The 25,835-nt window shown below is 72.9% G+C and carries 22 protein-coding genes and 1 pseudogene; 13 read left to right on the forward strand and 10 right to left on the reverse strand.

The window, feature by feature from the left end; all coding sequences use genetic code 11:
* Positions 1-127: 127 nt before the first annotated feature.
* The 3 genes from ACIA6A_RS08420 to ACIA6A_RS08430 are packed head-to-tail and all read left to right on the forward strand — an operon-like array spanning position 128 to position 4,742.
* Positions 128-826, forward strand: coding sequence for a hypothetical protein (locus ACIA6A_RS08420; protein WP_396096813.1), 699 nt, complete (start codon positions 128-130; stop codon positions 824-826).
* Positions 823-2,790 carry a hypothetical protein gene (locus ACIA6A_RS08425; protein WP_396096814.1) on the forward strand — a complete coding sequence of 656 codons (1,968 nt, stop codon included), beginning with the start codon at positions 823-825 and terminating at the stop codon, positions 2,788-2,790. Before ACIA6A_RS08420 ends, ACIA6A_RS08425 begins: the two co-directional genes overlap by 4 nt.
* Positions 2,784-4,742: a hypothetical protein gene (locus ACIA6A_RS08430; RefSeq protein WP_396096815.1), complete on the forward strand. Its 1,959-nt coding sequence runs from the start codon at positions 2,784-2,786 to the stop codon at positions 4,740-4,742. The genes ACIA6A_RS08425 and ACIA6A_RS08430 overlap by 7 nt, the downstream gene beginning before the upstream one ends.
* Here the strand turns inward: ACIA6A_RS08430 and ACIA6A_RS08435 are convergent.
* Both ACIA6A_RS08435 and ACIA6A_RS08440 read right to left on the reverse strand, forming a co-directional pair.
* Positions 4,687-5,268, reverse strand: coding sequence for a hypothetical protein (locus ACIA6A_RS08435; protein WP_396096816.1), 582 nt, complete (start codon positions 5,266-5,268; stop codon positions 4,687-4,689). The genes ACIA6A_RS08430 and ACIA6A_RS08435 overlap by 56 nt on opposite strands.
* A gap of 84 nt (positions 5,269-5,352) precedes the next feature.
* The gene (locus ACIA6A_RS08440) at positions 5,353-8,019 is read right to left on the reverse strand and encodes a CHAT domain-containing protein (RefSeq protein ID WP_396096817.1); all 2,667 of its coding nucleotides are present in this window, start codon (positions 8,017-8,019) and stop codon (positions 5,353-5,355) included.
* A 94-nt stretch (positions 8,020-8,113) separates the two neighbouring features.
* Between ACIA6A_RS08440 and ACIA6A_RS08445 the strand changes: the two genes are divergently transcribed.
* From ACIA6A_RS08445 to ACIA6A_RS08455, 3 genes are read left to right on the forward strand one after another with little or no spacing between them, the layout of a single operon-like run.
* Positions 8,114-9,385 (forward strand): S8 family peptidase, encoded by a 1,272-nt coding sequence (locus tag ACIA6A_RS08445; protein ID WP_396096818.1) that lies wholly within the window; start codon positions 8,114-8,116, stop codon positions 9,383-9,385.
* Positions 9,382-9,993 carry an RNA polymerase sigma factor gene (locus ACIA6A_RS08450; protein ID WP_396096819.1) on the forward strand — a complete coding sequence of 204 codons (612 nt, stop codon included), beginning with the start codon at positions 9,382-9,384 and terminating at the stop codon, positions 9,991-9,993. Before ACIA6A_RS08445 ends, ACIA6A_RS08450 begins: the two co-directional genes overlap by 4 nt.
* Positions 9,971-10,423 (forward strand): hypothetical protein, encoded by a 453-nt coding sequence (locus ACIA6A_RS08455; RefSeq protein ID WP_396096820.1) that lies wholly within the window; start codon positions 9,971-9,973, stop codon positions 10,421-10,423. Before ACIA6A_RS08450 ends, ACIA6A_RS08455 begins: the two co-directional genes overlap by 23 nt.
* A 72-nt stretch (positions 10,424-10,495) precedes the next feature.
* Here ACIA6A_RS08455 and ACIA6A_RS08460 read toward each other — a convergent pair whose 3' ends face one another.
* Complete coding sequence (locus ACIA6A_RS08460) at positions 10,496-12,442, reverse strand: M4 family metallopeptidase (protein ID WP_396096821.1); 1,947 nt, start codon at positions 12,440-12,442, stop codon at positions 10,496-10,498.
* Between the two features lie 182 nt (positions 12,443-12,624).
* Here ACIA6A_RS08460 and ACIA6A_RS08465 point away from each other — a divergent pair, with 182 nt between their 5' ends.
* A complete protein-coding gene (locus ACIA6A_RS08465) occupies positions 12,625-13,986 on the forward strand; it encodes an alpha/beta hydrolase family protein (protein WP_396096822.1) in 1,362 nt (453 codons plus the stop codon).
* Between the two features lie 327 nt (positions 13,987-14,313).
* Positions 14,314-14,898, forward strand: a complete 585-nt coding sequence (locus ACIA6A_RS08470; protein ID WP_396096823.1) for a hypothetical protein — start codon at positions 14,314-14,316, stop codon at positions 14,896-14,898.
* A 63-nt stretch (positions 14,899-14,961) separates the two neighbouring features.
* Here the strand turns inward: ACIA6A_RS08470 and ACIA6A_RS08475 are convergent, their stop codons facing one another.
* Positions 14,962-15,714: an SGNH/GDSL hydrolase family protein gene (locus ACIA6A_RS08475; RefSeq protein ID WP_396096824.1), complete on the reverse strand. Its 753-nt coding sequence runs from the start codon at positions 15,712-15,714 to the stop codon at positions 14,962-14,964.
* A gap of 76 nt (positions 15,715-15,790) precedes the next feature.
* Here ACIA6A_RS08475 and ACIA6A_RS08480 point away from each other — a divergent pair, with 76 nt between their 5' ends.
* Together ACIA6A_RS08480 and ACIA6A_RS08485 are read left to right on the forward strand one after the other, a co-directional pair.
* Positions 15,791-16,126 carry a PadR family transcriptional regulator gene (locus ACIA6A_RS08480; RefSeq protein ID WP_396096825.1) on the forward strand — a complete coding sequence of 112 codons (336 nt, stop codon included), beginning with the start codon at positions 15,791-15,793 and terminating at the stop codon, positions 16,124-16,126.
* Positions 16,123-17,103: a hypothetical protein gene (locus ACIA6A_RS08485; protein WP_396096826.1), complete on the forward strand. Its 981-nt coding sequence runs from the start codon at positions 16,123-16,125 to the stop codon at positions 17,101-17,103. Before ACIA6A_RS08480 ends, ACIA6A_RS08485 begins: the two co-directional genes overlap by 4 nt.
* 108 nt (positions 17,104-17,211) lie before the next feature.
* On the opposite strand, the gene ACIA6A_RS08490 is transcribed toward ACIA6A_RS08485, so the two are convergent.
* Entirely contained in the window at positions 17,212-19,242 is a 2,031-nt protein-coding gene (locus ACIA6A_RS08490; protein WP_396096827.1) for an ATP-binding protein, read from the reverse strand.
* A 96-nt stretch (positions 19,243-19,338) separates the two neighbouring features.
* Here ACIA6A_RS08490 and ACIA6A_RS08495 point away from each other — a divergent pair, with 96 nt between their 5' ends.
* Complete coding sequence (locus ACIA6A_RS08495; protein WP_396096828.1) at positions 19,339-19,788, forward strand: DUF427 domain-containing protein; 450 nt, start codon at positions 19,339-19,341, stop codon at positions 19,786-19,788.
* A 39-nt stretch (positions 19,789-19,827) separates the two neighbouring features.
* On the opposite strand, the gene ACIA6A_RS08500 is transcribed toward ACIA6A_RS08495, so the two are convergent.
* Positions 19,828-20,778 carry a dioxygenase gene (locus tag ACIA6A_RS08500; protein WP_396096829.1) on the reverse strand — a complete coding sequence of 317 codons (951 nt, stop codon included), beginning with the start codon at positions 20,776-20,778 and terminating at the stop codon, positions 19,828-19,830.
* A 183-nt stretch (positions 20,779-20,961) separates the two neighbouring features.
* On the opposite strand from ACIA6A_RS08500, the gene ACIA6A_RS08505 reads away from it, so the two are divergent.
* Positions 20,962-22,458, forward strand: a complete 1,497-nt coding sequence (locus ACIA6A_RS08505; protein ID WP_396096830.1) for a tannase/feruloyl esterase family alpha/beta hydrolase — start codon at positions 20,962-20,964, stop codon at positions 22,456-22,458.
* A gap of 4 nt (positions 22,459-22,462) precedes the next feature.
* On the opposite strand, the gene ACIA6A_RS08510 is transcribed toward ACIA6A_RS08505, so the two are convergent.
* Together ACIA6A_RS08510 and ACIA6A_RS08515 are read right to left on the reverse strand one after the other, a co-directional pair.
* A complete protein-coding gene (locus ACIA6A_RS08510) occupies positions 22,463-23,242 on the reverse strand; it encodes an SDR family NAD(P)-dependent oxidoreductase (RefSeq protein WP_396096832.1) in 780 nt (259 codons plus the stop codon).
* Between the two features lie 49 nt (positions 23,243-23,291).
* A complete protein-coding gene (locus tag ACIA6A_RS08515; protein WP_396096833.1) occupies positions 23,292-23,867 on the reverse strand; it encodes a TetR family transcriptional regulator in 576 nt (191 codons plus the stop codon).
* A gap of 107 nt (positions 23,868-23,974) precedes the next feature.
* Between ACIA6A_RS08515 and ACIA6A_RS08520 the strand changes: the two genes are divergently transcribed.
* Positions 23,975-25,000: an NAD(P)-dependent alcohol dehydrogenase gene (locus ACIA6A_RS08520; RefSeq protein WP_396096835.1), complete on the forward strand. Its 1,026-nt coding sequence runs from the start codon at positions 23,975-23,977 to the stop codon at positions 24,998-25,000.
* Between the two features lie 36 nt (positions 25,001-25,036).
* On the opposite strand, the gene ACIA6A_RS08525 is transcribed toward ACIA6A_RS08520, so the two are convergent.
* The gene (locus ACIA6A_RS08525; RefSeq protein WP_396097612.1) at positions 25,037-25,318 is read right to left on the reverse strand and encodes a Na+/H+ antiporter NhaA; all 282 of its coding nucleotides are present in this window, start codon (positions 25,316-25,318) and stop codon (positions 25,037-25,039) included.
* Between the two features lie 70 nt (positions 25,319-25,388).
* Positions 25,389-25,772: pseudogene (locus ACIA6A_RS08530) on the reverse strand (Na+/H+ antiporter NhaA); the annotation flags it as partial.
* Positions 25,773-25,835 lie beyond the last annotated feature (63 nt).

Here is a 25,835-nt window from a genome sequence, read left to right on the forward strand (position 1 = left end):
ATGCCGCCGAACGTGCCAAAAGTACAGCCGGAATATTCCCCCGCCGAAGCGGGTCGCCTGATAAGGCGTTCCGGGTAATGCGTCCGGGTGTGGCGGCGGGCCCGTAATGTTTCCTAGAATGCGGCCCGTGTCCACGACCAGGGTCGATGGGAATCCCGCCACCAGCCGTGCGCAGGATGCGATCCGCATCCTGCTGATCATCGCCGCTGCCGCCGAACCGCTGCCCCCACCGGCCGCTACCGAGCATCCGGCCGCCGACCGGCCGCCGGATGCCGTCGCTGTGCTCGAGAGCCAGGTCCGTCTGCAGAAACTGGACTTCTGGGTCCGCAATCCGGACTTCCTCGCCGACGAACTGCTCAATGAGTTCGAGCGCCACGGCGACCTCGAGTGCTACCGGCAGGCCGCCGCGATCCTCGACTCCGACGAACCGCACGTACGCCGGTATCCGATGCTGCGATTCCTCTTCGGAGCCTACGAATCCCTCGACGACGCACTGGCCGTGCTGACGAGCACCGGGCTCGTCGTGCGCCGCAAGCGGGGCAGCAGTGCGCGGGTCCATCGCCACGACTACTACCTCACCCGTTCGGGGCGGGACGCGGCCGACCGGATCCTGCGCGAGGAACCCCTGTTCGGGTACTTCGTGGAGCGGACCCGGTTCGTCGCCCGCCTCGCCGACGGGCAGCGCGGCACCCATCTCAAGGATCGGCAGTACGAGCAGGAGGAATACCGCAACACCATGATCGGTGAACACATCGGGTCGATCGCTCCCCGGGTGCGCGAGCGACTGGACCGGTACGCCGTCGTGCTGGGGGTGAGCGCGTCGTGAACGGGGAGGATCTCGCGACCCGGGTCGCCGTCCGCACCGGGCTGGCGGTGCCGGCCGTCGAGCGGATCTTCCGTGATCACGGCTTCGCCCCGGCTCTGACCGATACGCTGTCGCGTCCGATCCGGCTCTCCCGCCTGCGGATAGCGGGAACCAGGACGGTCGACCCGGGTGGTCCGTTCGACCGGGAGTTCCGGTTCGCGCAGGGCCTCACCGTCCTCGCCGCCGACAACCTCCGCGGCAAGACCAGCGTCCTCGAACTGATCACCTGGTGCCTGCGCGGGTCACCGCGGGCCAATCTGCAGGGCGTGGTCCGCGGCTGGGTGCGGCACCTCGACTGCGACGCCGTGGTGGCCGGACGGCCGCTCGGCTTCCGGCTGACCGTCGAGGATGGCGAGCTGGTCGAGGGCCGGGTGCTGTCCGGGCCCGACCCGGTGAGCCTCGCCCGGGCCGGCACCGCCCGGCCGGAGCGGGCGATCGTGCAGGTCATCCACGCGACGACCCCGGCCGTGTTCGCCGCCCGGGTCGAGAAACTGATGATGGAGCTGCTCCACCTCGAAGAGCTCGAGTCGACGTCCAAGCAGGCGGCCTCGGGCCGGGCCACCTACGGCTGGCCGTCCTACTACGGCGCGCTCTATCTGCCGCCGGGCGGGGACCCGGCGCTGCTCGGCGACAGTGTCATGGGCGGCCTCGCCGGCCGGCTGCTCCAGGTGTTCCTGGACCTGCCCGGTGCGGCGCTGCTGACCCGCCTGAAAGCGGCCCGCGACCAGCTCGAGGAGGCCGGGCGGGCGGCCGACGCCGACGCGGTCCGGGTGCGGCGCCTCATCGAGTCGCAACGGGCCGAGGTGCTGCGGCGGCTGGACTCCGCGCGTACCGAGCTGGACTCCCTGCTGGACCCGCCGCGGACCGCGACCCTGCTCGCCGACGTCTCCCGGTGCACCGAGCGTGCCGTCACCGCCGAGGCGGGCCTGCGCGACGCCCACGAGACCTACGAGCTGCTGCGCCACCAACGCCGGCGCGACGAGAAGCTGCTCAACGATCTCCTGGAGGACCGCAGCGCCGGGCTGTTCTTCCACGGTCTCGACCCCAAGGTGTGCCCGCGCTGCGAGACACCGATCCGGGCGGAACGACGGGCGGCGGAACGCTCCGGCGCCGTCTGTGCCGTGTGCACCGAACCCGCCGGTGACCGTGATCCGCACGCGGCGGAGATGGCCGAGGAGGAGGCCCGCTGGCGGCTGGCGGCCGGCCGGCGCGCCGAGCACCTGGCGTCGGTGCGTCGCGACGATGCCGCCTCCTACGCCGCCGACCGGCGGTCCGCGCTGGCCGAGGTCGAGCGGACCCTCGACACGGTGCGGTCCGGCGGGCCCGAACGCCGGCGCCGTGAGCTGGGGGAGCTGGTCGCCCGTCTCGAGGGGGCCGCCTCCGCCTGGGAGACGCTGCCGACGGCGGCCGGGCACCGCCACGACGACGTACGCGTGGTGCTCGACGCCGCGGTCGACCTGCTCACCGCCGACCAGAACGTGGCCGGCGAGGGCGTGTTCGACGACCTCAACGCGGACATCGCGGACCTCGCGCGCGGTTTCGGGTTCCGTAACCTCGACCGGGTCGCCATCGACCGGTCCGGGCGGCTGCAGGTCTTCAAGACCGGCGGCCCCATGGAGTGGTTCCGGACCCAGTCGGCCGGGGAACGGCTCCGGTTGCGGATCGCCGTCGTGGTGGCCCTGCTGCGCCGCGGTCACCGTCACGGCATCGCCACCCATCCCGGTCTGCTGCTGATCGACAGCCCCCGCTCCGAGGAGGTCCAGGACGACGACGCGGTCGCGCTCCTGGCCGCGCTGGAGCAGCTCTGCGCCGAGACGCCCGGCCTGCAGATCCTGGTGACCACCGCCGACGAGCACCTCGTGCGCCGCGCCCTGCGGGACTCGGCTGTCATCGCCGCCCCCGGCCCGGGCCGGCCGTTGTGGTGACCCGGGCCGGGATCGACCGCCTGCTGGCGGCGATCGACGCCGATCCACCACGACTCGGCCCGGAGGAATACCGGGACGTGGCGGCCGGAGCCCTCGCTCCGCTGCTGTGCCGCAGGCTCGCGGAGGCCGCCGTCCCCGAGTCCTCGGTGGCAGCGGCGCTCGACGGGTTGTCGCGGCAGCGGAGCCTGCTCGCGCTGATGGAAGCCACCGATGAACTGCTGGGCTCGCCGTCTTTCGTCACGACCCACGGGGCGCGACTGCATCTGGCGATGCTGGCCGGGCACACCGCCGCGATCGGGAACTCGCCGTTGGTCGCGGCGGCGTTCGCCGAGGGGGCACTGCGCCTGGCCGTGGCGGGGGTCGGCAACGCCCTGCGTACGTTGTTCATCCTGACCCCGGACCAGGTCGGTGACCTCGACCCCGGTTACGCCGGACGGCTGCCCCGGCTGCTCGGGGTGGCCCTCGACCGGTGGGGCCTCGACCCGACGATCGCGGAACCGCTGAGAGCCACCCTGACCGCGCTGCGGGACGAGCCCGGCGCGGCGTACGAGTACGGCCTGGACCAGCTCCGGGCGGCCACCGCCGCGGGTGCTGACGGCGTCGGCGCGGTGCTGCTCGCCGCCCGTGCGAGTTTCGCCGACGCGGAGGCGGCCGGGGAGGACGATGTCGACGCGGCGCTGTACGGGGCCGGCCTGGACGCGGTGCTGGCGTTCTTCCACGGCGACACCGCCGGGATCCGGGCCGCCCGGGTCACCGTCGGTGAGCTGCTCGGCCGGCATGTCATGGCACTGCGCAACAGTCACGTCCCGGCTTGGCGCCGCCCACGGATCGAGGCGACCTACGCGTGGTCACGCCTGGTGGCGGTCCTCGACGAGGCGGGCACCGAACTCGCCCAGGACGTCTGGCTCAACGCGTGGACCTCGCTCGACACGGTGCTCGAGGCGTACACGCTGGACCGCGCCGTCGTCCCGGTCGCCGGCCTTGTCGATCCCGACGGGTTCCCCCGGCTCGTGCGGCCGGTGATCGAGACCGGGCTGAGCCGCCGGTGGATGCTGATCGCCCAGCTCCGCCGGGCGGCGGGGCAGGAACAGGCCACGCCCCACCTGCGGCTGCTCCTGGACCGCATCGGCGAGCTCGCCACCGGCGCGGAACCCGCCACGCCCGGTGCCGAGGTCCAGCAGCGGCTACGAACCGCCGCACCGTGCCTGACCGCGGAGCTGGGTCCGCCGCTGGCCGCGTTCGTCGCCGGCGGGCTGGAGGCCACCCCGCTGAAGGCGGTGGAGCAGGTCGCACTGCGCGATGCGCAGCAGCGGGCGTGGCTGCGCGAACCCGCCACGGTGCGGCTGCTCGAACAGGAAACGGGCGACGCGACCGTGATCGACCGCTCCGCACGCCCGGCCGGGGCTTTCACCTACGTCGTCGCGGTGTCGATCCAGGACTTCGCCGCCCGGACGAATCCCGAACGGATGCAGCTCCGCAGCGACCTGTACCGCATCCTCGCGACCGCGTTCCAGGAGGCGCGGCTGGACTGGGACACGATCGAGCAGCTGGACCGCGGAGCCGGTGTCGTGCTGCTCGCCCCGCCCGGCACGGACGCGGTGGCCCTCGGCGGGCCGTTCCTGCGCGAACTCGCGGCCTGCCTGACGGAGCAGGCGAGGCATTACCGGCTCAGGTTGAAGCTGCGGGTCGCGGTCGCCCAGGGACTGTGCCACCGCGACGAGCACGGATGGCTGGGGGAGCCGATCGAGGAGGCAACCCGCCTGGCGGCACGTGACACCGGGACCACCACGCTGGCCTGCATCGTGTCCTCCGGCTTCTACGACACGGTCATCCGGCACGGATACCGGCGCACGGACCGCGACGAGTTCGTCGCCCTGCCCGGCACCGACCGGGCGTTCATGCTGGCGGGTGACCCGGCACCTGGATCCACGCGCGTTCCCGTACCTCCTTGATGTCGATGTCGACCGGGCTGAACGTCGCCGGGTCGAGGTGGCGGAAGCCGTGCCGGATGACGCTGCGGTGGATGTCGTCCGAGGCGATGAACGCCATCGTGGCCCCCGGCGCCGACGCGAGTGCCGTGCGCAGGACGTCGGCGTCGACCAGGCGGCACGCGGTGTTGATGGCCTCGCCGACCCAGCCCCGGCTGTCCTGTCTGCAGGGGCCCTGGTGCAGCGCCATCCGCAGGCGCATCTGGTGCTCGGCGGAGAAGAAGCCGGCCTTCTCGCGCAGGTTCTCGTGCATCGCCAGGACGAACCGGCCCGCCAGGACGACCGGGTCGGCGGACGGCGGGATGAACATGAGGATGCCGTCACCCTGGTCGTTCGTCCTCACCGCGGGCCAGTCGAGGCCGGCGTCCTCGAACGCGTTCTCCACCACCTCGTACATCGCCGTGCGCAGCGACGCCTGCACGGGCATGGTCCGCCGGCCGTACCCCTCGACGTCGACGACCGCGATGTAGTGGAACGTGGGATTGGGCATGCAGGCAAACCTAGGCGGGCCGCCGCGACCGGACCAAGCACCGCCCGGACTTCCGGATGATCGGCCGACCCGTTCCGCCTGATGTCACCCGGCGCCGATGGACCGGAACGCCGCCGCGGTCGCGCAGGACAGCGGATCCCCGTCGCGGGTCAGGTCCAGCTGGGCGCCGGCGAGTGCCACGGCCGGGCCCGCACCGGCCCGGAGCCGTTCGTTCAACCCGATCATGAGGTCGGCGGTCCGCCCGGCCGGCACCGGGAGCACGCTGGCGATCAGGGTGCGGGTCCCCGCGCCGAGCAGCACCGCGCCCAGCCCGAGCACCTCGTCGCCCGGCTGCACGGCGGACAGCCCCGAGTCGCACGCGCTCAGCACGACGATCTCCGCGGGACGGGCAAGACCCTCCATCTCGTACGCGGTGAGCGGCCCGTCCGCCAGCTCGATCGTGGACAGCAGCGGCGCGTCGGCCCGGAACGTCCCGTGGGCGGCGACATGCGCGAGGCGGGCCCCGCCCATGTGCCGGGTCACCGCAGCCGCCCGCGCCGCGTCCCCGGTCAGCACGGTCGCGCCGGGATGCAACCGGGCCAGCGCGGCGACCTCCCGCTCACCCTCGGGCAAGCGGGGCCCGGCGACCAGCACCGTCGATCCGGTGCCGGACGGGGCGGCGGTCCGCGCCCGCAGCCACGACGCGGCCGAGGGCACCACGGTGACCGGGCGTCCCGCGCACGACGGGAGGGCGGCCCAGGCCAGCGCGTGCAGGTCCCCGATCGGTGCGACGACCAGCGGCCGGTCTCCGATGCGGTCCCGGATCGGCGCGAGCAGCTGCCGGTCGAGGGCGTCGGCGGCCTGCCGGGCGGCGGCCCACGCGGCGGCCGGGTCGGGCAGGGTGATCAGCCGGCGCAGCGCGAACCGGTGCTGCCGCGAGCAGTTCCGGACGTCCGCGAGCGCGCCGAGCCGGTGGAGCCCGGCCCGGCCGTCGCGGACCACGACGGCGAGGATCCCACCGCGGTGCGCGATCAGCTCCACGAGTACGGCGTCGCCGAGCGCGGCCGCGAGTTCGGCCACACCGGGCGGCCGGGTCAGCGTTCCGGCGCCCGCGGCCTGGCGGGTCAGTTCCCGTACCCGCTGCTCGAGCACCCGCTGCCGCCGCCGGTCGGCCACGGCGGGCTGCCCGGCGAGCGTGGCGGCGTCGACGGCCGCGCTCGCCCCGCGCAGCTCGGTCAGCACCGCGGCCAGCTCCGGATCGGCGGGCGCGACCACCGGCGTCATCCGCAGCGCGTTCGCCCGCCACCGCTCAGCCCAGTCCAGCACCCGCGCCGCCCGCCCGGCCCCGCCCCTGTCGGCCCCGCCCCTGTCGGCCCCGCCCCCACCTGCTGGGCCGAGGGCGATGGCGAGGCCTTCGGCGGCCAGGTCGCGGCCCTGGGCTCCGCTGCTGGTGCGCAGCTCCGTCGCCCCGTACCAGGCCCGGTGTGAGTCCAGGACGTCCAGGCCGCGCCGGAGTGCCTTCAGTGCGCCGCCGTCGTCACCGTCGAGGCGGTGCAGCAGTGCCGCCGCGAGCCAGCCCTGGGCCCGGCGGGCCGCGGTGCCGCCGCGCCGGGCCTGAGCCGCGCGGGTCAGCAGCGTGCGGGCCTCGCGGTCGCGTCCGGACGCCGTGGCCAGCCGGGCCGCCGCGATCCGGACGGTGAGCGCCTGGCCGGGCCAGCCGGTCGCGTCGAGCTGCCCGGCGGTGCGCCGCATCCCGGCCAGCGACGCCACCGTGAGCGTGCCCCCGGCACCGCACGCCTGGAGTTCCACCGCCCGGGCCAGCGCCGCCCACGCCGGTCTGCCCTGCCGGCGCAGCGCCGCGCCGGCGTCGTGGGCCAGTCCGGCCGCCGCCACGTGATCACCGCCGGCGAGTGCGGCCCGGGCCTGGGCCAGCAGCGCCTCCGCGAGGTCGGAGTCCATCCCGCGGGCCCGCAGCTCCCGGACCGCGACGTCCGCGGTCCCGGTGGCCTCGGCCGGCAGCGGCACCGACAGCAGCAGTTCGACCCGGTCGAGCGCGAGGGCCGGGCGGGGCACGTCCAGCTCGCGGTACCGGCGGTCCGCTTCCGCGTACGCCCGTAGTGCGACCGCCACGTCGCCACGGCGCGCGGCGGCCGTACCCAGGTTCCACCGGGTGTCGGTGGCCGCGAGGTCCAGGCCCAGCGCGGTGAAGATCTCCTCGGCCCGGCGCAGGTCGTCGCCGCCGCGGGCCATGCCGCGGCGGGTGCGGCACAGCCCCCGGTTGTTGCGGGCGCGGGCCTCCAGCAACGGTTCGTGCTCCCGGCGGGCGATCTCGATCGCGGCGGTGTAGTCGCGGGCCGCCTCCTCGTACCGTCCGGCGTAGTGCAGCACGACGCCGCGTTGCATCCGGGCGCGGCCCGCGTCGAGGCCGGTCAGGTCGTTCAGCGCGGCGGTGACCTCGCGCAGCGCGGCGGCGTTGCGGCCGCTGTTGGCCAGCACGTACCCGAGGCTCATCCGGGCGAGGGCGGTCAGCTCCGCCGACCCGGCGCCGGTGGCGAGCCGGACCGCGCGGCGCAGGTGGGTCACGGCCCGCGGGAGATCGTTGAGTTCCCGGTACGCGAGCCCGAGCGCCCGGACCGCCACCGAGCGCTCGCCGTCGTCGCCGGATCCGGCGTCCACGGACCGTCCGATGGTGAGCGCCTCGCGGGGGTCGCGTTGTACCGCGTCAAGCGCGTCCTGGGCGGCGGCTCGCCACGACTGTCCGGTACCCGCCACTTGCCCATCATGTCGGCCTTTCACCGTTGGCCGTGCCCGGCACGGGGTTAGATTTCACCCGATTCCTGTGGATTCACCGTGAGGGAGGACCCGAATGGCCCGCCAGTTGACCCGACGAGGCCTGCTGCGATGGTCGGCACTGGCCGCGGGCGCGGGCCTGCTCCCGCTCGGTGCCGGTCCCGCCGCCGCCGACCCGGACGGTCCCACCGATCCCTACGACGCCGCTTTCCTCGCCGCGGTGGCCGCCGACCCGGACGTGCGCGCCTACACCGGACCCGGCGCGGAATTCCTGTACCGCCCCGGCCAGCTGCTCGTCGCCCGCCGTGACGTCGCCCGTGTCACCCGCTGGCTCACCGGGGCCGGCATCCCGTTCGAACGCGACGACGGTTTCGGCACCGTCGCCCGGTTCCGCCTCGGCGCGGACACCGACATCCCCGCCCTGGTGTCCCGGTTGCGCGAGCGCGGCCAGTGGCGGGGCCGGCCCCCGGCCGTGCAGCCGCACCACGTGCTCGTCGGTTACGACAACATCATGGGCAACCCGGGCACCGGCCCGATCCCGGTGGCCGCACCGGCCCTGCCCCACCCGCACGGCGGGGGCCGGGGAGTGCTGGTCGGCATCTGCGACACCGGCATCTGGCGCGACGCCGCCCAGTTCCACGACAAACGCCTCGGCGGTGCCTACCAACCCGAACCCGACGACGAGGACACCCTTTATCTGTACGACGACAAGCTCGCGTTGCAGGGCGGCCACGGGACGTTCGTGGCCGGGGTGCTGCGGGCGTCGGCCCCCGGTGTCCGTTTCGACCCCGAGGTCGCGCTGTCCGGCACCGGCATCGGCGACGAGGAGATGCTCGTCGCCGCGATCGACCGCCTCGACCGGCGCGTCCGGATCCTCAACCTGTCGCTCGGCTGCCGCACCCAGGACGACGTGCCGCCGCTGCCGATCGCGGACCGGATCGCGGCCCTACGGCGTACCGTCGTGGTCGTCGCCGCCGCGGGCAATGCCGCGAGTGACCGTCCGGCCTGGCCCGCCGCCCTGCCCGGGGTGATCGCCGTCGCGGCGGCCGAGACCGAGGGCATCGCGGTCCTGCCGGCGTCCTACAGCAATTTCGGCCCCTGGGTCGACGCCAGCGCCGCCGGCACCCGCACCAGCACGTACGTGACCGGCTCGCTGGACGTCAAGAACGCGCCCCAGCAGCACTTCGAGGGCTTCGCGCGCTGGTCCGGCACGTCGTTCGCGGCACCCCACGTGGCCGGCCGGATCGCCGCCCTGATGAGCACGAAGGGCCTGAGTGCCGGGGCCGCCGCGAACCACCTGCTGAATCAGCCGCACTGGAAAGAAGGCTACGGGGTGCTCGTCCCATGACCGCGCCGGTCGCCACACTCACCCGGGCCGCCGCAGGCGGTGACGAACGGGCCTGGCAAACCCTGATCGACCGGTTCGGCCCACTGGTCATGGCCGTGATCCGCCGGTACGACCTGAGCCGCGCCGACGCCGCCGACGTCAACCAGACGGTGTGGCTCCGGCTGGTCGAGCACCTCGACCGCATCCGCGAACCCGAGGCGCTCCCGGGCTGGATCGCCCAGACGACCCGCCACGAATGCGTGCGCCTGCTGCGCAAGGACCGCCGTACCTGGCTCTTCGACCCCCTCGACGGCGCGGCCGAGACCGTCGTCAACACCGCCGCCCCCACGGCCGGGGACCTCGACGAGCAGCTGCTCGCGGCGGAACGGCGGTCGGCGCTGAGAGACGCCTACGCCCAGCTGTCACCGCGCTGCCGGGGCCTGGTGGACCTGCTCCTGGCCGACCCCCCGCTCAGTTACGAACAGATCGGGACCCGGCTCGGCGTACCGGTGGGAAGCATCGGCCCGACCCGGGGCCGATGCGTCGACAAGCTGCGCCTGTGCCCGGCCCTGGCCGCCCTCGCCGGCTCCCGGAAGGAGACGCCGCGTGACGCAGCAACCGTGGGATGACGTCCTGCTCGCCGAGCTCCGCGAGGCCCTGGCCGAGGAGCCCCTGCCCCCGGACTTCGCCGAGGCGGCCCGCGCGGCCTTCGCCTGGCGCACGATCGACGAGGAACTCACGCTTCTGGAGATGTCCTTCGACAGCCAGCTGCCCACCGGGGCCCTGGCCACCCGCTCCGGCGCCGCCACCCGCCTGCTGGTCTTCGAGGGCGAGGGCTACCGCATCGACGCGGAACTCGACCCCGGCCCGGGCCTCACCGGCCAGCTGACCCCGCCGTCCGCGGGCACGGTCCACTGCCAGTCGGCCCACGGAACATCCACGGCCGCCCCCATCGGCGAAACCGGCGCTTTCACCGTGGACGTCCCCACCCACGGCGCCGTCCGCCTACGCCTCCAGCTCCCCGCCCGTACCGTGGTGACCGGCTGGATCGGCACGTGATCGAATGACGTCGGCCGGTCATGCGGGTGGGGCCGGTGCGTGAGCACCGGCCCCACCGTGGAACGGGTCGGATCAGAGGGTGAGCGTCCAGCTGTTGATGTAGCCGGTGTCGCCGGTGTAGACGTCCTGGACCTTGAGGCGCCAGGTGCCCGCGGAGGCCTCGCTCGACACGTTGGCGGTGTAGGTCGTGTTCACGTTGTCCGCGCTGTCCGAGGAGCTGCTGCCCTTCAGGGAATAGGCGGAACCGTCCGGGGCGACCAGCGCGACGGTGAGGTCACCGCGGTAGGTGTGCACGATGTTGACCGCGATCGAGGCCGTGGTCAGCGTCTTGGAGCAGGACGGCAGGGCGATGTCGCTGTAGACGGCCACGCCCTTGTCGGGGATGGTCACGTCGGTGGCGTTGGTGCCGGTGCAGGTGCCGGCCGGCGGGGTGGTCGTCGGCGGCGTGGTGGTCGGGGGCGTGGTGCCGCCGGCCGTGCAGGTCGGGTCCGCGGTCTGGGCCGGGACGCTGACGGCGGTCCAGGCTGCCTTGACGGTGTTGAACGTGGCGCAGTTGTCGCTCGGGAAGAGCGTCTTGGCCGCGGTCAGCGTCCAGGTGCGGTACTTGAGGTACGACGAGCTGGACGTCTTCAGCAGCATCGCGTTGTACATGATCTTGATGGCGTTCTGGATGCCGACGCCGGTGATCGAGGTGCTGTTGCAGGTGGTGCTGGCGGGCTGGCCGTTGCCGCCGGTGCCCTGGGCGAGCAGGTAGAACCAGTGGTTGCCGGGGCCGGCCGCTGCGTGCACCTCGTCGCTCGGGGTGCTGCTGGAGTAGCAGTTGTCGTCGCCGGCGAGCGACGGGTTGTACATGTAGCGGATCGGGCCGCTGCCGACCAGGTTGACCTCTTCGCCGACCTGGTAGTCGGGAGCGTCGTTGGCGTTGTTGGCGTACCACTCGGTCGCCGCGCCGAGCGTGTCGGCGACGAACTCCTGGGTGTTGCCGTTGGAGATGCCGCCGGGGGTGGTGTCGTCGATGCCGTGGCCCAGTTCGTGGCCCACGACGTCGGCCGAGGAGATCCACTGGCCGGCGGTGTTCTTGCCGATCTGGATCTGGGTGCCGTCGTAGTACGCGTTCTGGTCGTTCAGGCCGACGCGGATCGGCCAGGCGCCGCCGCTGCCGTTCTGGCCGTTGCGGCCCAGCCACGCCGAGAGCATCGCGGTCTGCTTCTGCGCGACGTAGAACGCGTCGACGCAGCCGGTCTCCTTGTTGGTGCCGGTGCCGTTGCCCCACACGTTGTCGGTGCCGGAGAACGTCGTGTTCGTCGACGCGTCCTGGCAGCGCAGCGTGGTCTGGGTCGGGTCCTGCAGGGAGTAGGTCGAGCCGGACAGGGTGGTGTTGATCGACACCGACCCGTTGATCCAGCCGGTGCCGGTGCCCGCGACGTCGGTGACGTGCTCGGTGGTCTTGAGCACCGTGCCGGTGAGCGCGTCGACGTCGACGGTGAGCCGGCTCGGGCCCTCCGCGCCGGTGCCGAGCACCGTGGTCTCCCAGGCCAGCTTCGGCGCCGAGCCCTCCTCGGCGACCACGACGAGCCGGGTGCCCTCGTCGGCGATGGTCTTGACGAGCTGCTTGCGGGCCAGCGCGGTGGCGCTGTCCGCGGCGAGCTTCGGTGTGACGTCGAGGCCGGTGATCGGGGCGCTCTGCGCGACCGAGGTGTACTTGGTGGCGCCGGCGGAGTCCGTCATGACCACGAAGTCGCCGCCGCGCACGTCCAGGCCTTTGTACGTCCGCTCGTAGGGGACGTACTGCATGCCGGCCGAGGAGATCACCGGTTTCTGGACGAAGCCGTCGTCGGCGCCGGCGTGCAGGTAGGCCGGGCGCTGTGCGACCAGGGCCTTGGCGGAGTCGGCGGCTTTCGCCTGGCTCGCCGCGGGTGAGGTCGGCTGGGCGGTTGCCGGTGCGGAGACCGCCACCGCGACCGTTGCGGCCACGGCGCCGGTCGCCATGGCGACCGCCAGGGGGATTCGGGATTTCACGCGGGCACTCCTTGTCCGCCCGAGGTGTCGGGCGCGCTCTACGTCCGGCGGACGATGGGTCGTCCTGATGACGTGAGCTGGACGTTAGGCATCGACGGGCCTCGACGAATCAGGGAAAACCCTTGCCCTTGACAGGTATCGACGTGAGCCGTTGTATGTTACCGGGAGGTAGCGCTGTGGTGATGAAGTGGAAACATTCCGTGCTGGTCCTGGCGCTGCTGGCCCCTGCCACGCCGGCGCGGGCGGCGGCTGCCTGCGAGACTCCGGCGCCGAGTCCGCGTCCCGGTTATGTGGTCGCGGATCCGGACTGCGACCTCGACGGCACCCCGTTCCGGCCCCTCACCGATGCCTCAGGTACCCCGATCTCGCGGGTCCACACCGGAATCCGGGACGGCGCCGCCTACCGCATCGAGGTCCCCCGGGCGTGGAACGGCGAGCTCGTCGTGTTCGCCCACGGCTACCGCGGCACCGGCACCACCGTCTACGTCGACAACCCGGACCTGCGCGCGCACTACGTCGCCCGGGGCTTCGCGTGGGCCGCGTCCAGCTACGCCACCAACGGCTACGACGTCGGCCAGGGCGTCCGCGACTCGCACGCCCTGATCGACATCTTCCGGCAGGAGACCGGCCGGCGGGCCCGCGACGTCTACTTGAGCGGCAAGTCCATGGGCGGGCACATCACCGCCGTCGGCATCGAGGAATACCCCCGCGCCTTCACCGCCGCGATGCCCTACTGCGGCGTGCTCGGCGACACCGAGCTCTACGACTACTTCCTCGACGCGAACGTCACCGCCGCGGCCCTCACCGGCGTGCAGATCACCTTCCCACTGCACCCCACCGACGCGTACGCCGAACAGTGGCGCGCCCAGGTGAAGCGCATGCTCCCGATCACCGGGCGGACGTGGTCCGACGTGGTGGAACGGCGCAGCGGCGGGGACCGGCCCGGTTTCGACGGCGCGTTCGCCTACTGGAACGCCGCCCCGTCCATCGAGCCGTTCACCGACCTGCCGTTCCTGTTCGGCCTCTACCCGGGTGTCTCCGGCGGCACCGGCGGCATCGCGCCCGGCAACGTCACCGACAACCGCCACACCTATTACCGCAGCACCGACCGCCCGCTGCCCACCGCCGCGGAACGCAAGCTCAACAAAGAAGTGCTTCGGGTACGCCGTACGGCCACCGCGGACCCCGGCCTCGACGGGATCCCCCGCGTCGACGGCAACCCCCGGATCCCGGTGCTGTCCCTGCACGACATCGGCGACCTGTTCGTACCGTTCTCCATGGAACAGGTCTACGCCCGCCGCGCCGCGGCGCATGGCCGTTCGAACCTGTTCGTCTCCCGGGCGATCCGCGGTGTGGGCCACTGCGACTTCACCCAGTCCGAACTCACCCGCGCGTTCGACGACCTGACCACCTGGGCCCGCACCGGCCACCGCCCACCCGGCGACGCGATTCTGAACCGCCGCACGGTGGCCGCCGCGGACTTCGGCTGCCGCTTCACCGCCGGCGCCCACCCGGGCTTCACCGCCCCGGCCTGCCGCTCTTGACCTCGCCGGCGGCCACCCCGCCGGGATGACGCTCGGGGGGCGCGGGCCGGTCGGCGGGTAGCCGGATCGTGAACGTCGTGGCGGCCTCGTGCGGCTCGCTGACGGCGTCGCAGCCGAGCACGACGATGTCCAGGCTGTCGCGACCCCGACAGAGGCGTTCGTCAGTTCACCTGTCTGAGACGCTCCACCCGCCCTACAGTCCTGGCTTTCCTCTTGGCGGAGTGGACAGCAATGGATCAGGAAGAAACCGGGACCACCCGGCACCCATGGGCGACGCGGTTGACGATCGGGTCGACCATCAGCTCGGCGGCACTCGTCATCGGTCTCGTGGCCGACCTGCCGAACGTCTGGAACCTGCCGCCGCGGTGGAGCGCCGGCCTGGTTGCCCTCGGTGGCCTCACGATCTTCGCGATAGCCCTGGTCATGGTGCACCGGCGCTGGAACCAGGCACTCGGCTGGGAAGCGGTCGGCGCGGTGGCCCTGGCGGTGATCGGCGCGCTCCTGACGTTCTCGAGCCCGATCCTGCTCTCCGGCCCGGCATCCGGCGATCAGGGTGGCGTGGCATCATCGGCGAGCCTGCTCCCGGAGAAACCCTCGGTCATCGCGGACGGCGACGACGGGGACGATCTCGATCCGGCGATCGAAGCCAGCGGTATGGACCTGCGCCTCAAGTGGTTCCTCAGCGACCGGCCAATCGTCGAGGGCGCCCGGTACCACGTCGTCAAGACCGCCTCGGAACAGGCCTGTTCCGAGGCGCCCCGGTGGGACACCGCGATAGCTGTGGCGCCCGGCATGCTGGTGTGCGTGATAACCGACAGGAAACGTTACGTCGTCATCAAGATCCAGTCAGAGGAGAAGCCGGCTGATGAGATCACCTATCGTGTGGTGTACGTAGGGGAGCCGACCACGTAGAAGTGGTCCTTGCGGATGACGCCGGGCACGCCCGTGTCCCGGCGATGACCGGGCGGTTACGGCTCAGGCCGGGCTGATCGGCGTCCAGTCGACGTACTTGGGGGAGCGTCTGTCGCCGGAGGACTGACCGCGCAGGCGCCGGGTGACCCACGGCAGGACGTGCTCGCGGTAGTACTTCGCCTCGGCCAGCACCCGGCGGCTCTCGGCCGGGCCCGGGTCGACGACGTGCGCGGTGCCGGGGCGGCCCAGCGCGGTCAGGACCAGGCCCGCGACCCGCCGGTGGCCGTTGGCGTTGAGGTGCAGCCGGTCCGCGGACCAGTACGGCGCACGGCGGATCTCGACGTCGTGGAAGACGTCGACGAGCTGTGCGCCGTAGCGTTCCACCAGCTCGATCGTCGCGGTGGTGAGCAGTTCGCCCCGCCGGCGGATCATGCCGCCGAACGGCAGCCGGTCGCCCGGGTCGGCCCCGCTGATCACGACGAGGCGCACGCCGGCCTCGGTGACCCGCTTGATGGCCCGGTCGAGCAGCCCGACGAGCTGGGGCATGTCGCTGCCGGGGCGCATCATGTCGTTGCCGCCGCCGTTGAGCGTCATCAGCGTCGGCGGGGGTGACAGCGCCAGCGCGGTCTCCACCTGGTCGTCGACGATCGGCTGCAGCAGCCGGCCCCGGATGGCGAAGTTGGCGTACTCCACCGGCTCGTCGGCGGTGCCCGCCAGGCCGGCCGCGACCAGGTCGGTCCACCCCCGCGGCGTGCCGTCCGGCAGCTCGTCGCCCATCCCCTCGGAGAAACTGTCCCCGACCGCCGCGTACCTCATCCGTCAACCTCCATCGAACGACCTGACGGTCAACCTACTCGTTGGTACATAGTCAATTCATTTGTATATTGGTCGGATGGCCCGCCCGATGCGCGAACCCACGTTCTGGATCCTCACCGCCCTCATCGATCAGCCCCGCCACGGCTACGGCGTGATGCGCCAGGTCGCCGAGCTCTCCGGCGGCGAGACGCGGTTGCTCGCCGCGACGCTGTACGCCGCCCTGGACCGGCTCGCCGTGGAAGGACTCGTGGCGGTCGACCGGGAGGAGGTCGTCGAGGGCCGGCTACGCCGCTACTACCGGCTCACCGGCGACGGGAGCAGCGCGCTGACCGCGGAGACCCACCGGCTGAGCCGCAAGGCGGCGACCGCGACCCGGCTGCTCGGACAGGGCCCGGCGGGGGTGCCGGCATGAGGGGATACCGCCTGCTCGTGCGCGCCTACCCGCCGGGACCGCGCCGGGACGAGCTGCTGGACACCATGGTCATGGCCGCCGAGGCCGCCGGCCGCACCGCACCCCGGCTCCGGGAGGTCGTGGACGTGCTCCGGCACGCCCCCCGCGCCCGTCTCGGGCGCCCGGGCAGCCGGAGCGTGGTGTTCGTCGCCCTCACCGTCGCGCTCCTCGCCGGGTTCGCCACCGCGTCGCTCGGCGCCCGGCTGTTCGGCGAGACCGGCCGCCCGCTGCCCACGGCCTCCGAGATGAGCGATATCGCCGCGCTGGTCACCCCGGGCACCACGGCCCCGGCCCTGGAGCGGCGCGACGCGCTCAGCGTCAACGGCAACGGCGAGGCCCGGTTCGGGTACGTCCGGTACGAGGTCGACCGGAGCACCGCCATGCCCGAGCCGGCCGGATACTACGAGGAGGTCGCCGCCCGGCTGACCGCGGCCGGCTGGCGGACCGGCCCGGGCCCGGCCGCCACGAAGGACGGCCTGGTGCTGACGATGGTGGCCTGGTACAACGACGGCCTCCTCCCGGCCTCCGGCGGCACCTTCGAGGTCGAGGTCCGCCGGGCCGAACCGGCCGGCATGCCGCTCGGGTTCGCCGCCGGCTGGCTGCTCGGCATGGTGGCCGGCTGGCTGTACGCGGGCTGGGCCAGCCGCCGCATCGAACACGTCCAGGTCGCCGGGGTGTTCGCCGGCCTGCTGACGCTCGGGGCGGCCGTGTCCCTGCTGCCCGCCGTCGTCCAGTCGCTCCGGGACCTCGTCGCCGTGCTGCGCCACGGCACCTCGTACGGTGAGGGTCCGCTCTGGGGATGGGCCGTCCCCTTCGGTGAGATGGTCATCTTCACCGGTCCGGCCCTGATCGCCGTCCTCGGCGCGGTGATCGTCGTCGCCCTCTGCAAACCACCCCGAGCGGGTGGACGAGGCATGGCCGTGCCCGGCCGGGGGTAGCCTGCCACCCTGTGACGCGGGGATGACAGGCACCGGCCGGGCCTGGGGGTCCGCCGCCACGCATTGTGTCCGGGTGCCCGGCGCGGCCGGCCCGCAGCTGATGAGCGCTTACAGCGAGGTACGGGTGACCTCGGCGTCCACCGGCACCCTGGGCTCGATCGAGCGTGCCCTCGCGTAGGCGGGCAGCGTCAACGTGATCGTCGTCCCGCCGCCGCCCGGGTTGGCGGCCGCGGTGATGGTGCCGCCGTGCCGGTGCACGATGCGCCGGCAGATGGCCAGGCCCAGACCGGTGCCCGCGACCCGGGGATCGCGGTGGAAGCTCTCGAACACCGCCTCGTGGCCGCCCGCCGGGATCCCGATGCCGTCGTCGGACACCCGGATCCGTACGACGTCCCCGTCGCGTTCCCCGTCGATCACGATCCGTGGCGCCCGGCCGGGCACCGCGTACCTGATCGCGGTGCCGATCACGGTGTCGAACAACCGCCGTACGAGGTCCGGGTCCGCCTCCACGTCCGGCAGCTCGCCGCAAGTGATGTCCGGTCCCGGCGTCCCCGAGCTCTCGGCCTGGTCGGCCCGGTCCGCGGCGATGGCGGCGACGAGCTCCGCCGCAGCGACCCGCTCGGGGGCCGGCGCGCTGTCCCGGGCGATCGTGTACGACAGCAGGTCCTCGATGAGGCTGCGCATCCGCGCCCCGGCCCGGCTGATCCGGGCGATGCCGCCGGCCGCCTCGGTGCCCGCCGGCACGGTCTCGGCGATGATCTCGGCCCAGCCCTCGACCGTGGTCAGCGGGTTGCTCAGGTCGTGGGCGACCACCCCCGCGAACGCCACGAGCTCGTCGACCTGGCGCCGTTGCGCGGTCACGTCCGAGAACACGTTCACGGCGTAGCGGCGCCCGTCGATGTCGTAGGGCAGCGGTACCGCCCGGACGGCGAGCGTGCGGCCCTGCGGTACCCCGGCGTTGCGCACGATGATGTCCGCCCCGGCCGGCTCGCCGGTCGCCAGTGCCCGCTGGAACGGCAACTCGCCGGCCGGCACGAGCGTCCCGTCCGTCCGGTGAAATCCGTAGAAGTCGTTGCCGGCCGCCTGCCCGGTGCCGCTCACCGTGCCGATCAGCCGTCGTGACGCCGGGTTCGTCAGCAGGAACCGTCCCTCGGCGTCGACCACCGCCAGGCCCTCGCTCATCGAGTCGATGATCGTGGTGAGCAGCCGCGCCTGGTCGGCCGCCGCCCGCTGCACCGCGACCCGCTCGTCACGGCCCAGCGCGACGGCCAGCCCGACCACGGCGACGACCCCGACGAACAACTGCCCGACCAGCGCCCGTACGGGATGGGACGCGATCGCGGCGAACGGGCCACTGCCGTGCAGCGTGCACACGACCGACACGGATCCCAGGATCAGGCCGTGGAAGACGACGAACGTGGTGCTCAGCCGTGACCCGGCCCAGACCGTCATGACGATCAGCACGAACGCGAGCGGCTGGCCGTACAGGAAACCGAAGACCGCGAGGTAGGCCACCGCCGACACGACGGTGACGACGATGCTCTCGATCGTGATCGGCCGTGGCCCGGTCCGGCGGCGCAGGCCGGCGCCGACGCACAGTCCGGCCGCGCCGATGAGCAGCATGCTGGCCGTGTTGCGGGCCATCCACACCGCGGCCGCGGGAGCGGAGTACGAGCCGGTGACCAGCCACACCGCGGTCGGCCCGATCACCGCGCCGGTCGCGGTGGCCAGCCCGGAGATCGCGACCAGCAGCCACAGGTGCCGCGGACGGGACAGCGGCGCGGTGCCGCCGCCACCCCAGAGATCCGGCAGCCAGCGCCCGAAGAGATAGCTGAACATCCACGCCTGCGCCAGGTTGGCGACGAAGAACAGCGCCGCGAGTACGGCTGGAGCGCCGGTGGCGGTGTTGACCACCATCGTGACCGCGGCCAGCGCCAGCACGTCGAACACCCGCCACCGCGACGAGCGCTGCGCGACGAACCACACCGCGGCCACCCCCGCCGCCGGCCATACCAGGCTCAGGTTCGTGCCGTCCATGATCGTCAGCCGGCCGGCGTACGTGGCCACGAGGTACAGCACCGCGAAGCCCAGCGTCCGCACCAGCGAACGCCCGGCCGTCAGCGCAGGGACTCCCGTCACACCGCTCCTATCGACGCGAACCCGGGCCGATCGCGCGGCGCACCACATCGCAACCCACCCGCCCCGGCACCGCACCCGGCGACGTACGGTGACGGTATGGAATCGGTCTGGGACTACCCGCGGCCACCCCGCCTGGAACGCACCACCGCCCGCGTGACGATCACCCACGCGGGCCAGGTCGTCGTGGACAGCGACCGCTGCTGGCGCGTGCTGGAGACCTCCCACCCGCCGGTCTACTACGTGCCACGCGACGAGATCGCGCCGGGAGTGCTGCGGGAGGCGCCCGGACGCTCGTTCTGCGAATTCAAGGGCGACGCGACATATTGGGATCTGGGTACGGTGCGTCAGGCCGGCTGGTCCTACGAAAATCCCACCGAGGGGTACGCGGACCTGGCCGGAGCGGTCGCCTTCTACCCCAGCCGCGTCGGCGAGTGCCGGGTCGACGGCGAACTCGTCCGCGCCCAGGACGGCGACTTCTACGGCGGCTGGATCACGCCGGACATCGCGGGCCCCTTCAAGGGCGGCCCCGGCACCACCGGCTGGTGACCCCCGCGGTCGGGGCCCGCGCGGTCAGGGCTCGCGCGGTCAGGGTTCGGCCGGTGCCGTCGGGATCAGGGCGATGTCGAACTCGGCGCGGGTCCAGGTGCCCGCCACGGGGCGGCCGGTGGGGGTGGGGGTGCCCGCCGGCTGGGCGTCGAAGTCGACGATGAGCGAGTCCTTCACACCGAACACCGCGTCGGCGTGCTGATGGTCGTCGCCGCGGACGAAGATGTGCGTCACCAGTCGATGGAAGGCCGGCGCGGTCACCATGACATGCAGGTGGGCGGCGCGCATCGGGCTGCGGCCGGCGGCCGTGAGCAGGTCACCCACCGGGCCGTCGACCGGGATCGGGTACGCGGTGGGCGTCACGCACCAGAATCCGTACCCGCCGTGGTCGTTCGTGCGCGTATGACCACGTCCGGACGTTCGTTCGTCGCCGTATTGGACGTCGTACCGGCCGTCGTCGTCCGCTTCCCAGATGTCGAGGCGGGCGCCCCGCACCGGCGTACCGAAGATGTCGCGGACCGTGCCCTGCACCCAGCAGGGCTGACCGCTCGCGCCGCCGGCGATGTCCCCGCCGTAGGCGATCTCCGGCGCGCCGTCCACGAAGAACGGTCCGATCACCGTCGCCTCGGTCGCGGCCGGTTCGGCCGGCTGGTTGACCGCGATGGTCAGCATGGACAATCCGAGCACATCCGACAGCAGGACGAACTCCTGGCGCCGGGCGTCGGTGAGGTGCCCGGCCCGGGTCAGGAAATCGATCCCGGCCCGCCATTCCTCCTCGGTGAGGCGGGTCTCGCGGACGAAGGCGTGCGAGTGCCGGACCAGTGACTCCAGCAGCTCTCGCACCCGCGGCGAGGGGGTGTCCGCGAGGCTGCGCAGGACCTGGTCGGTGACGTTCTGCTCCCGGCGCTGCGCCTCACGCTGGGCGTCGGGTGAAGCGGCGGCGCGGTGTCCGGTGCGATGGTCCTTGTGGTTTTCCGGGGACAGCGACATGGCATCTCCTGTGATCACGGTCACGGTCGATGGCCTCACTCTTCCCGGCCGGTGCGCTACGGACAAGCGGGTACGGCGAGGAGGTGCGCTTCTCCGTCCGGGGGATGAGCAGCGGTCCCGTCCCGGGACCGATGTGCCGGGTAGGCCGGGGCTGGCACCGTTGCGCTGTGAAGGAGGGACGACATGACGATCCGCAAACTGGCGATCCTGGTGCTCGCGGCGACCCTGGTGCTGGGCGGGGTGAGTGCCGCCGCCGCACCGGCCACGGCCGGATGCGCCCGGCTGCTCTCGCGGGGTGAGGTCACCTCGGCCACCCTCGCCGACGGGTACTGCGAGGTGCGGGGCGTGCTGCGCCCGGCCACCCACTTCACCGTCAAGCTGCCGGTCCGCGGGTGGACCGGTCAGTACGTCCAGCAGGGCTGCAGCGGCCTGTGCGGCACCGTCCCCGGCCTGACGCTGCCGCTGTTCGGTTTCCGCTGCCCGGCCGCGCTGGCGAAGACGCTGGTGGTGGCCGCCGACGACACCGGGCACACCGGTGATCCGGCGAGCGCCGCGCCGCCCACCTGGGGTGCCGACCCGCGGGCCCGGGCCGAGTTCGGGCTGACGTCCGAGCACCGGCTCCGGCGGGCGGCCGACGCGCTGATGGTCGCCTACTACGGGCACGGACCGGCGTACCGGTATTTTGACGGCTGCTCCACCGGCGGCCGTCAGGGTCTGCTGCTGGCGCAACGGTTCCCGGCCGACTTCGACGGTGTCCTGGCCGGCGCCCCGGCCTCGAACCTGGCCCCGCTGGCGTTGCTGCAGGCCTGGCTCGCGGTGCGCAACGTCGACGCGCACGGCCGGCAGATCCTCGGCCCGGAGAAGATCCGGCCGCTGTCCGACGCGGTGGCCGCGGCCTGCGGTGAGGTGATCATGGACCCGCGCCGGTGCGGGTTCCAGCCGTCGTCGATGCGCTGCCCGTCCGGTGCCGACCGGCCGGACTGCCTCACACCGGCGCAGGTGACCGCCGTCGTGGCGTTCTACCGGGGACCGGACGGACTCTACAACGGGGGAGTGCCGTACGGTTCCGAGCTCGGCTGGCTCGGTCAGTTCGTGGTCCGGTCCGGGTCGCCGCTGGACGGGTACGCCGGGCGGACCGCGTTCAACTACCTGAAGTATCTGGGATACCCGGGCGTGCTGCCGGACGGGTTCGATGTCACCGACGTGCGGTTCACGAAGGCCACGTTCGACCGGCTCAACCTCGTCGGTGACGCCCTCTATCACGCGAACGACCCCGACCTGGCGGCGTTCCGGGCGCACGGCGGCAAGCTGATCATGTACCACGGCTGGGCCGACTCGATCATCCCGCCGTTCTCCACCGTGGACTACTACCGGGCGGTGCAGCGGCGGGGCGGCGCCGGCGCGTACACCCGGCTGTACATGATCCCGGCCGGCCACCACTGCCTGTTCGGTCCGGAGCTGGCCGCCCCGGCGGAGATCGGCGTGCCGGAGTTCCTCCAGCCGCTGATGGACTGGGTGGAGCGCGGCACCGCCCCGGGCGTGCTCAACGTGCCGACGGTCGATGCCGGTGCCACCGAGGTGCTGCGGGACCTGGACGTGGCACCGTTCGACACCCTGGCGCCGGTGCGGCCCGCGCCGGGCAGCCTGAACGCCGGCTACCGCTACGTGGGCCGCTACTGACGGCTCACCAGCTGGTCAGCATGCCTCCGTCGATGCTGACCTCGGCTCCGGTGACGTTGCCGGTGCGGTCGCTGGCCAGCAGCAGGACCAGGTCGGCGACCTCCTCGGGACGGGTGAACCGGCCGGTCACCATCGCGGCGGCGGCACCGGCGGCGATCTCGTCGGGCGTGGTGCCGTTGGCCGCCGCGACGGTCTCGGCCACGCCGTCGGTGCCGAGCCAGAGATCGGTGGCGACCGGGCCGGGGGCCACGGTGTTGACCCGGATGCCGCGGGAGCCGTACTCCTTGGACAGGGATTTGGCGAGGTTGGTCAGTGCCGCCTTGGCGGCCGAGTAGTCGACCACGAGCGGGTCGGCCAGCCGGGCGTTGACCGAGCCGGTGTTCACGACGACGCCGGCGCCGGCCGCGAGCATGATCGGCAGGACCGCCCGGGTGGCCCGGACCGCGGCCATCACGTTCAGGTTCCAGGTGGTGGCCCACATGTCGTCGGTGACGGCGAGGAAGCCCTCCGGGCGGGGCGTGGCCAGCCCGACATTGTTGACCAGGATGTCCACCCGGTCGCCGGCCGCCGCGACGAGGTCGTCCGGGCCGCCGGGGCCGGCGAGGTCCACTGCGACCGGGGTGACCGCGCCCGTGGCGGCGAGTTCCCGCAGGGCCGGGCTGATCTTGCGCGAGCCGGCCACCACGTGGGCACCCTCGGCGACGAATCCACGGACGACGGCGAGTCCGATGCCGCGCCCGGCGCCGGTCACCACGACGCGTTTACCGGTGAGATCGAGTTCCATGATGTGCACGCTAGAGGCCGCCGCCCGGTCGGCGGCATAGGTCAAATGACTACGGGGCCGGCCGGAACGCCCCGTCGACGGCGGCTCGCAGCGCTTTCTTGCGGCGGGTGTGCTCGGCGCCCGAGTCCTCGGGGGCCGCGGTGATCGTGCTGCTCGCCGGGGCCCAGGCCATCGACATCGCGATCACCAGCGACTGGACGTCCTGCGGGTGGTAGGCGGGGTCGACGATGCCGGCGTCCTGGGCGTCGGCGATCGATTTGAGTTTCACCGCGTGGTGGTCGCCGTGGTGCGGGAACAGGTCGCCGGTCGGGGTGCGTTCCAGGCGGGCCCAAGTGCTCAGGCGCACCAGGAACGGCCGGTCGAGGTACGCGTCGTAGAGCCGGGCCGCGTACCCCGGGAGGTCCTCGCCGGTGAGCGGGACCACGTCGACGATCTCCCGGACGGATTCCTCCCAGACCGCGTCGAACAGGCCGGCCTTGCTGCCGAACCACGCGTACAGCTGCTGTTTGTTGACCTTCGCGGTGGCCGCGATGCGGTCGACGCGGGCGCCCGCGATGCCGCGTTCGGCGAATTCGTCCCTCGCCGCGTCCAGGAGCCGGCGCCGGGATGCCTGCCCGTCTGCCATGCCGGCCAGCCTATCAGCGCGCAGACCAACTAGATGGTTTGTGTTCCGGGGGAATCGGGGTTACGGTCGGACCAACCAACTAGTTTGTATGACGGAAGGCCTGCCTCATGCGTCAGACCAGTGGATACGCCCTGCTCGAACCCGGTCAGGAGCTGCGCCCGTGGCAGTTCGAGCGCCGCGACCTGCGCCCCGACGACATCGCGGTCACCGTCACCCACTGCGGCCTGTGCCACTCCGACATCCACGCCGTCGACGGCGCCTCCGGCCTGCTCGTGCCCGGGCACGAGTTCGTCGGGACCGTCGCCGAGGTGGGTGCGGCGGTGACCCGGTTCGCGGTGGGCGACAGCGTCGCCGTCGGCAACATCGTCGACTCCTGCGGCGTCTGCGACTACTGCAAGGCCGGACAGCAGAACTACTGCTCGGAATTCCCGGTCACCACGTACGGCGGCAGCGACTACCACGACGGGACCACCACGCGCGGCGCCTACTCCCGGGAGTACGTGCTCCGCGAGGACTTCGCCTACCACCTGCCCGCGGGACTCGACCCGGCCGGAGCCGCCCCGCTGATGTGCGCCGGCGCCACCGTCTGGGAGCCGCTCGTGCGCTGGGACGTCGGCCCCGGCACGCTCGTCGGCGTGGTGGGGCTCGGCGGGCTCGGCCACCTGGCGGTGAAGTTCGCCAAGGCCCTCGGTGCCCGGGTCGCGGTCTTCACCACCACGGCGGCCAAGGAACAGGCGGCGCTGGAGCTCGGCGCGGACGAGGTGATCGTCTCGCGGGACGAGGCCGCGATGACCGCCCAGAACGGCCGGTTCGCGTTCATCCTCGACACCGCGTCCGGGGCCCACGACCCGGCACCGTATCTGCGGGCGCTCGCCCTCGACGGCACGCTCTGCGTCCTGGGCATCCCGCAGAAGTGGACGGTCGACCCGATGAGCCTGCTCATCGGCCGCAAGAGCTTCGCCGCCTCGGGCAGCGCCGGCCTGCCCCAGACCCAGCGGATGCTCGACTTCTGCGCCGAGCACGGCATCACCGCCGACGTCGAGGTCGTCGGCCTGTCCGAGGTCAACGCCGCCATGGACCGCCTGCGCCGAAACGACGTCCGCTACCGCTTCGTCCTCGACGTCACCCGCTGACCCCGCGCCCCGGCCGGGTGGGTGGTCGGCGGCGGGTCACTCCTCGAGTGCGGCCCGGCGGCGGTGGTGGCGGTTGCGCAGGCGCAGGATCGCGAGGGCCAGCAGGGCGGCGAGCAGGGAGCCGGCCAGGACACCCACCTTCGCGGAGCCGTCGCGCGGGGTGCCGGGACCGTAGGCGAGTTCGCCGACGAGCAGGGCGACGGTGAAGCCGACCCCGCCGAGGACGCCCAGCCCGAGCACGTCCCACCAGCTCAGGCCGTCGGCGAGCCGGGCCCCGGTGAAGCGCTGGACCAGCCAGGTGGTGCCGGTGATGCCGATCGCCTTGCCGCAGGAACCAGGTGGCCCCGGCGAGCGGCAGCAGGAGCCACCAGCGGCGTTCCCCGCGCCGTACGAGCAGGGCGAACACGGTCACCGGGAGCAGCGCGGCCGCCAGCGGGATCAGGTGCGGGCCGGTGGTGTAGAAGACGGCGATGACGAGGATCGCCAGCAGGTCGTCCACGATCGCGAGGGTGAGCAGGAACGTCCGCAGCCCGGCGGGCAGGTGGCGGCCGGCGACGCTGAGGATCGCCAGGGCGAACGCGATGTCGGTGGCCACCGGGATGGCCCAGCCGCGCAGGTCGTCGCCGCCCGCGAGCAGTGCCACCGTGGTGAAGATCAGCGCGACGACCGCCGCGCCGATGAGCAACGCCCCGCCGACGGTCTCAGCGCGGAGAAAACCAGCGATGCGGCGGGCGGCAGAGGCAGCGGTGGTGGCAGCGGCGGTGGTGGCCATCGGTGTGATCCTCCGGAGGGGTCGGCGACGTCATCGCCGACCAGACTTCCCGGCACACCTACG

The sequence above is a fragment of the Actinoplanes sp. NPDC051494 genome, assembly GCF_044454705.1.
Lineage (GTDB): Bacteria > Actinomycetota > Actinomycetes > Mycobacteriales > Micromonosporaceae > Actinoplanes.

Bases quoted from the DNA above. Each gene is read 5' to 3' on its own strand.
- ACIA6A_RS08505 (WP_396096830.1), top strand. From the start codon at position 20,962: ATGACGATCCGCAAACTGGCGATCCTGGTGCTCGCGGCGACCCTGGTG.
- ACIA6A_RS08445 (WP_396096818.1), top strand. From the start codon at position 8,114: ATGGCCCGCCAGTTGACCCGACGAGGCCTGCTGCGATGGTCGGCACTG.
- ACIA6A_RS08510 (WP_396096832.1), bottom strand. From the start codon at position 23,242: ATGGAACTCGATCTCACCGGTAAACGCGTCGTGGTGACCGGCGCCGGG.
- ACIA6A_RS08520 (WP_396096835.1), top strand. From the start codon at position 23,975: ATGCGTCAGACCAGTGGATACGCCCTGCTCGAACCCGGTCAGGAGCTG.
- ACIA6A_RS08475 (WP_396096824.1), bottom strand. From the start codon at position 15,714: ATGAGGTACGCGGCGGTCGGGGACAGTTTCTCCGAGGGGATGGGCGAC.
- ACIA6A_RS08465 (WP_396096822.1), top strand. From the start codon at position 12,625: ATGAAGTGGAAACATTCCGTGCTGGTCCTGGCGCTGCTGGCCCCTGCC.
- ACIA6A_RS08515 (WP_396096833.1), bottom strand. From the start codon at position 23,867: ATGGCAGACGGGCAGGCATCCCGGCGCCGGCTCCTGGACGCGGCGAGG.
- ACIA6A_RS08485 (WP_396096826.1), top strand. From the start codon at position 16,123: ATGAGGGGATACCGCCTGCTCGTGCGCGCCTACCCGCCGGGACCGCGC.
- ACIA6A_RS08500 (WP_396096829.1), bottom strand. From the start codon at position 20,778: ATGTCGCTGTCCCCGGAAAACCACAAGGACCATCGCACCGGACACCGC.
- ACIA6A_RS08480 (WP_396096825.1), top strand. From the start codon at position 15,791: ATGGCCCGCCCGATGCGCGAACCCACGTTCTGGATCCTCACCGCCCTC.
- ACIA6A_RS08495 (WP_396096828.1), top strand. From the start codon at position 19,339: ATGGAATCGGTCTGGGACTACCCGCGGCCACCCCGCCTGGAACGCACC.
- ACIA6A_RS08435 (WP_396096816.1), bottom strand. From the start codon at position 5,268: ATGCCCAATCCCACGTTCCACTACATCGCGGTCGTCGACGTCGAGGGG.
- ACIA6A_RS08450 (WP_396096819.1), top strand. From the start codon at position 9,382: ATGACCGCGCCGGTCGCCACACTCACCCGGGCCGCCGCAGGCGGTGAC.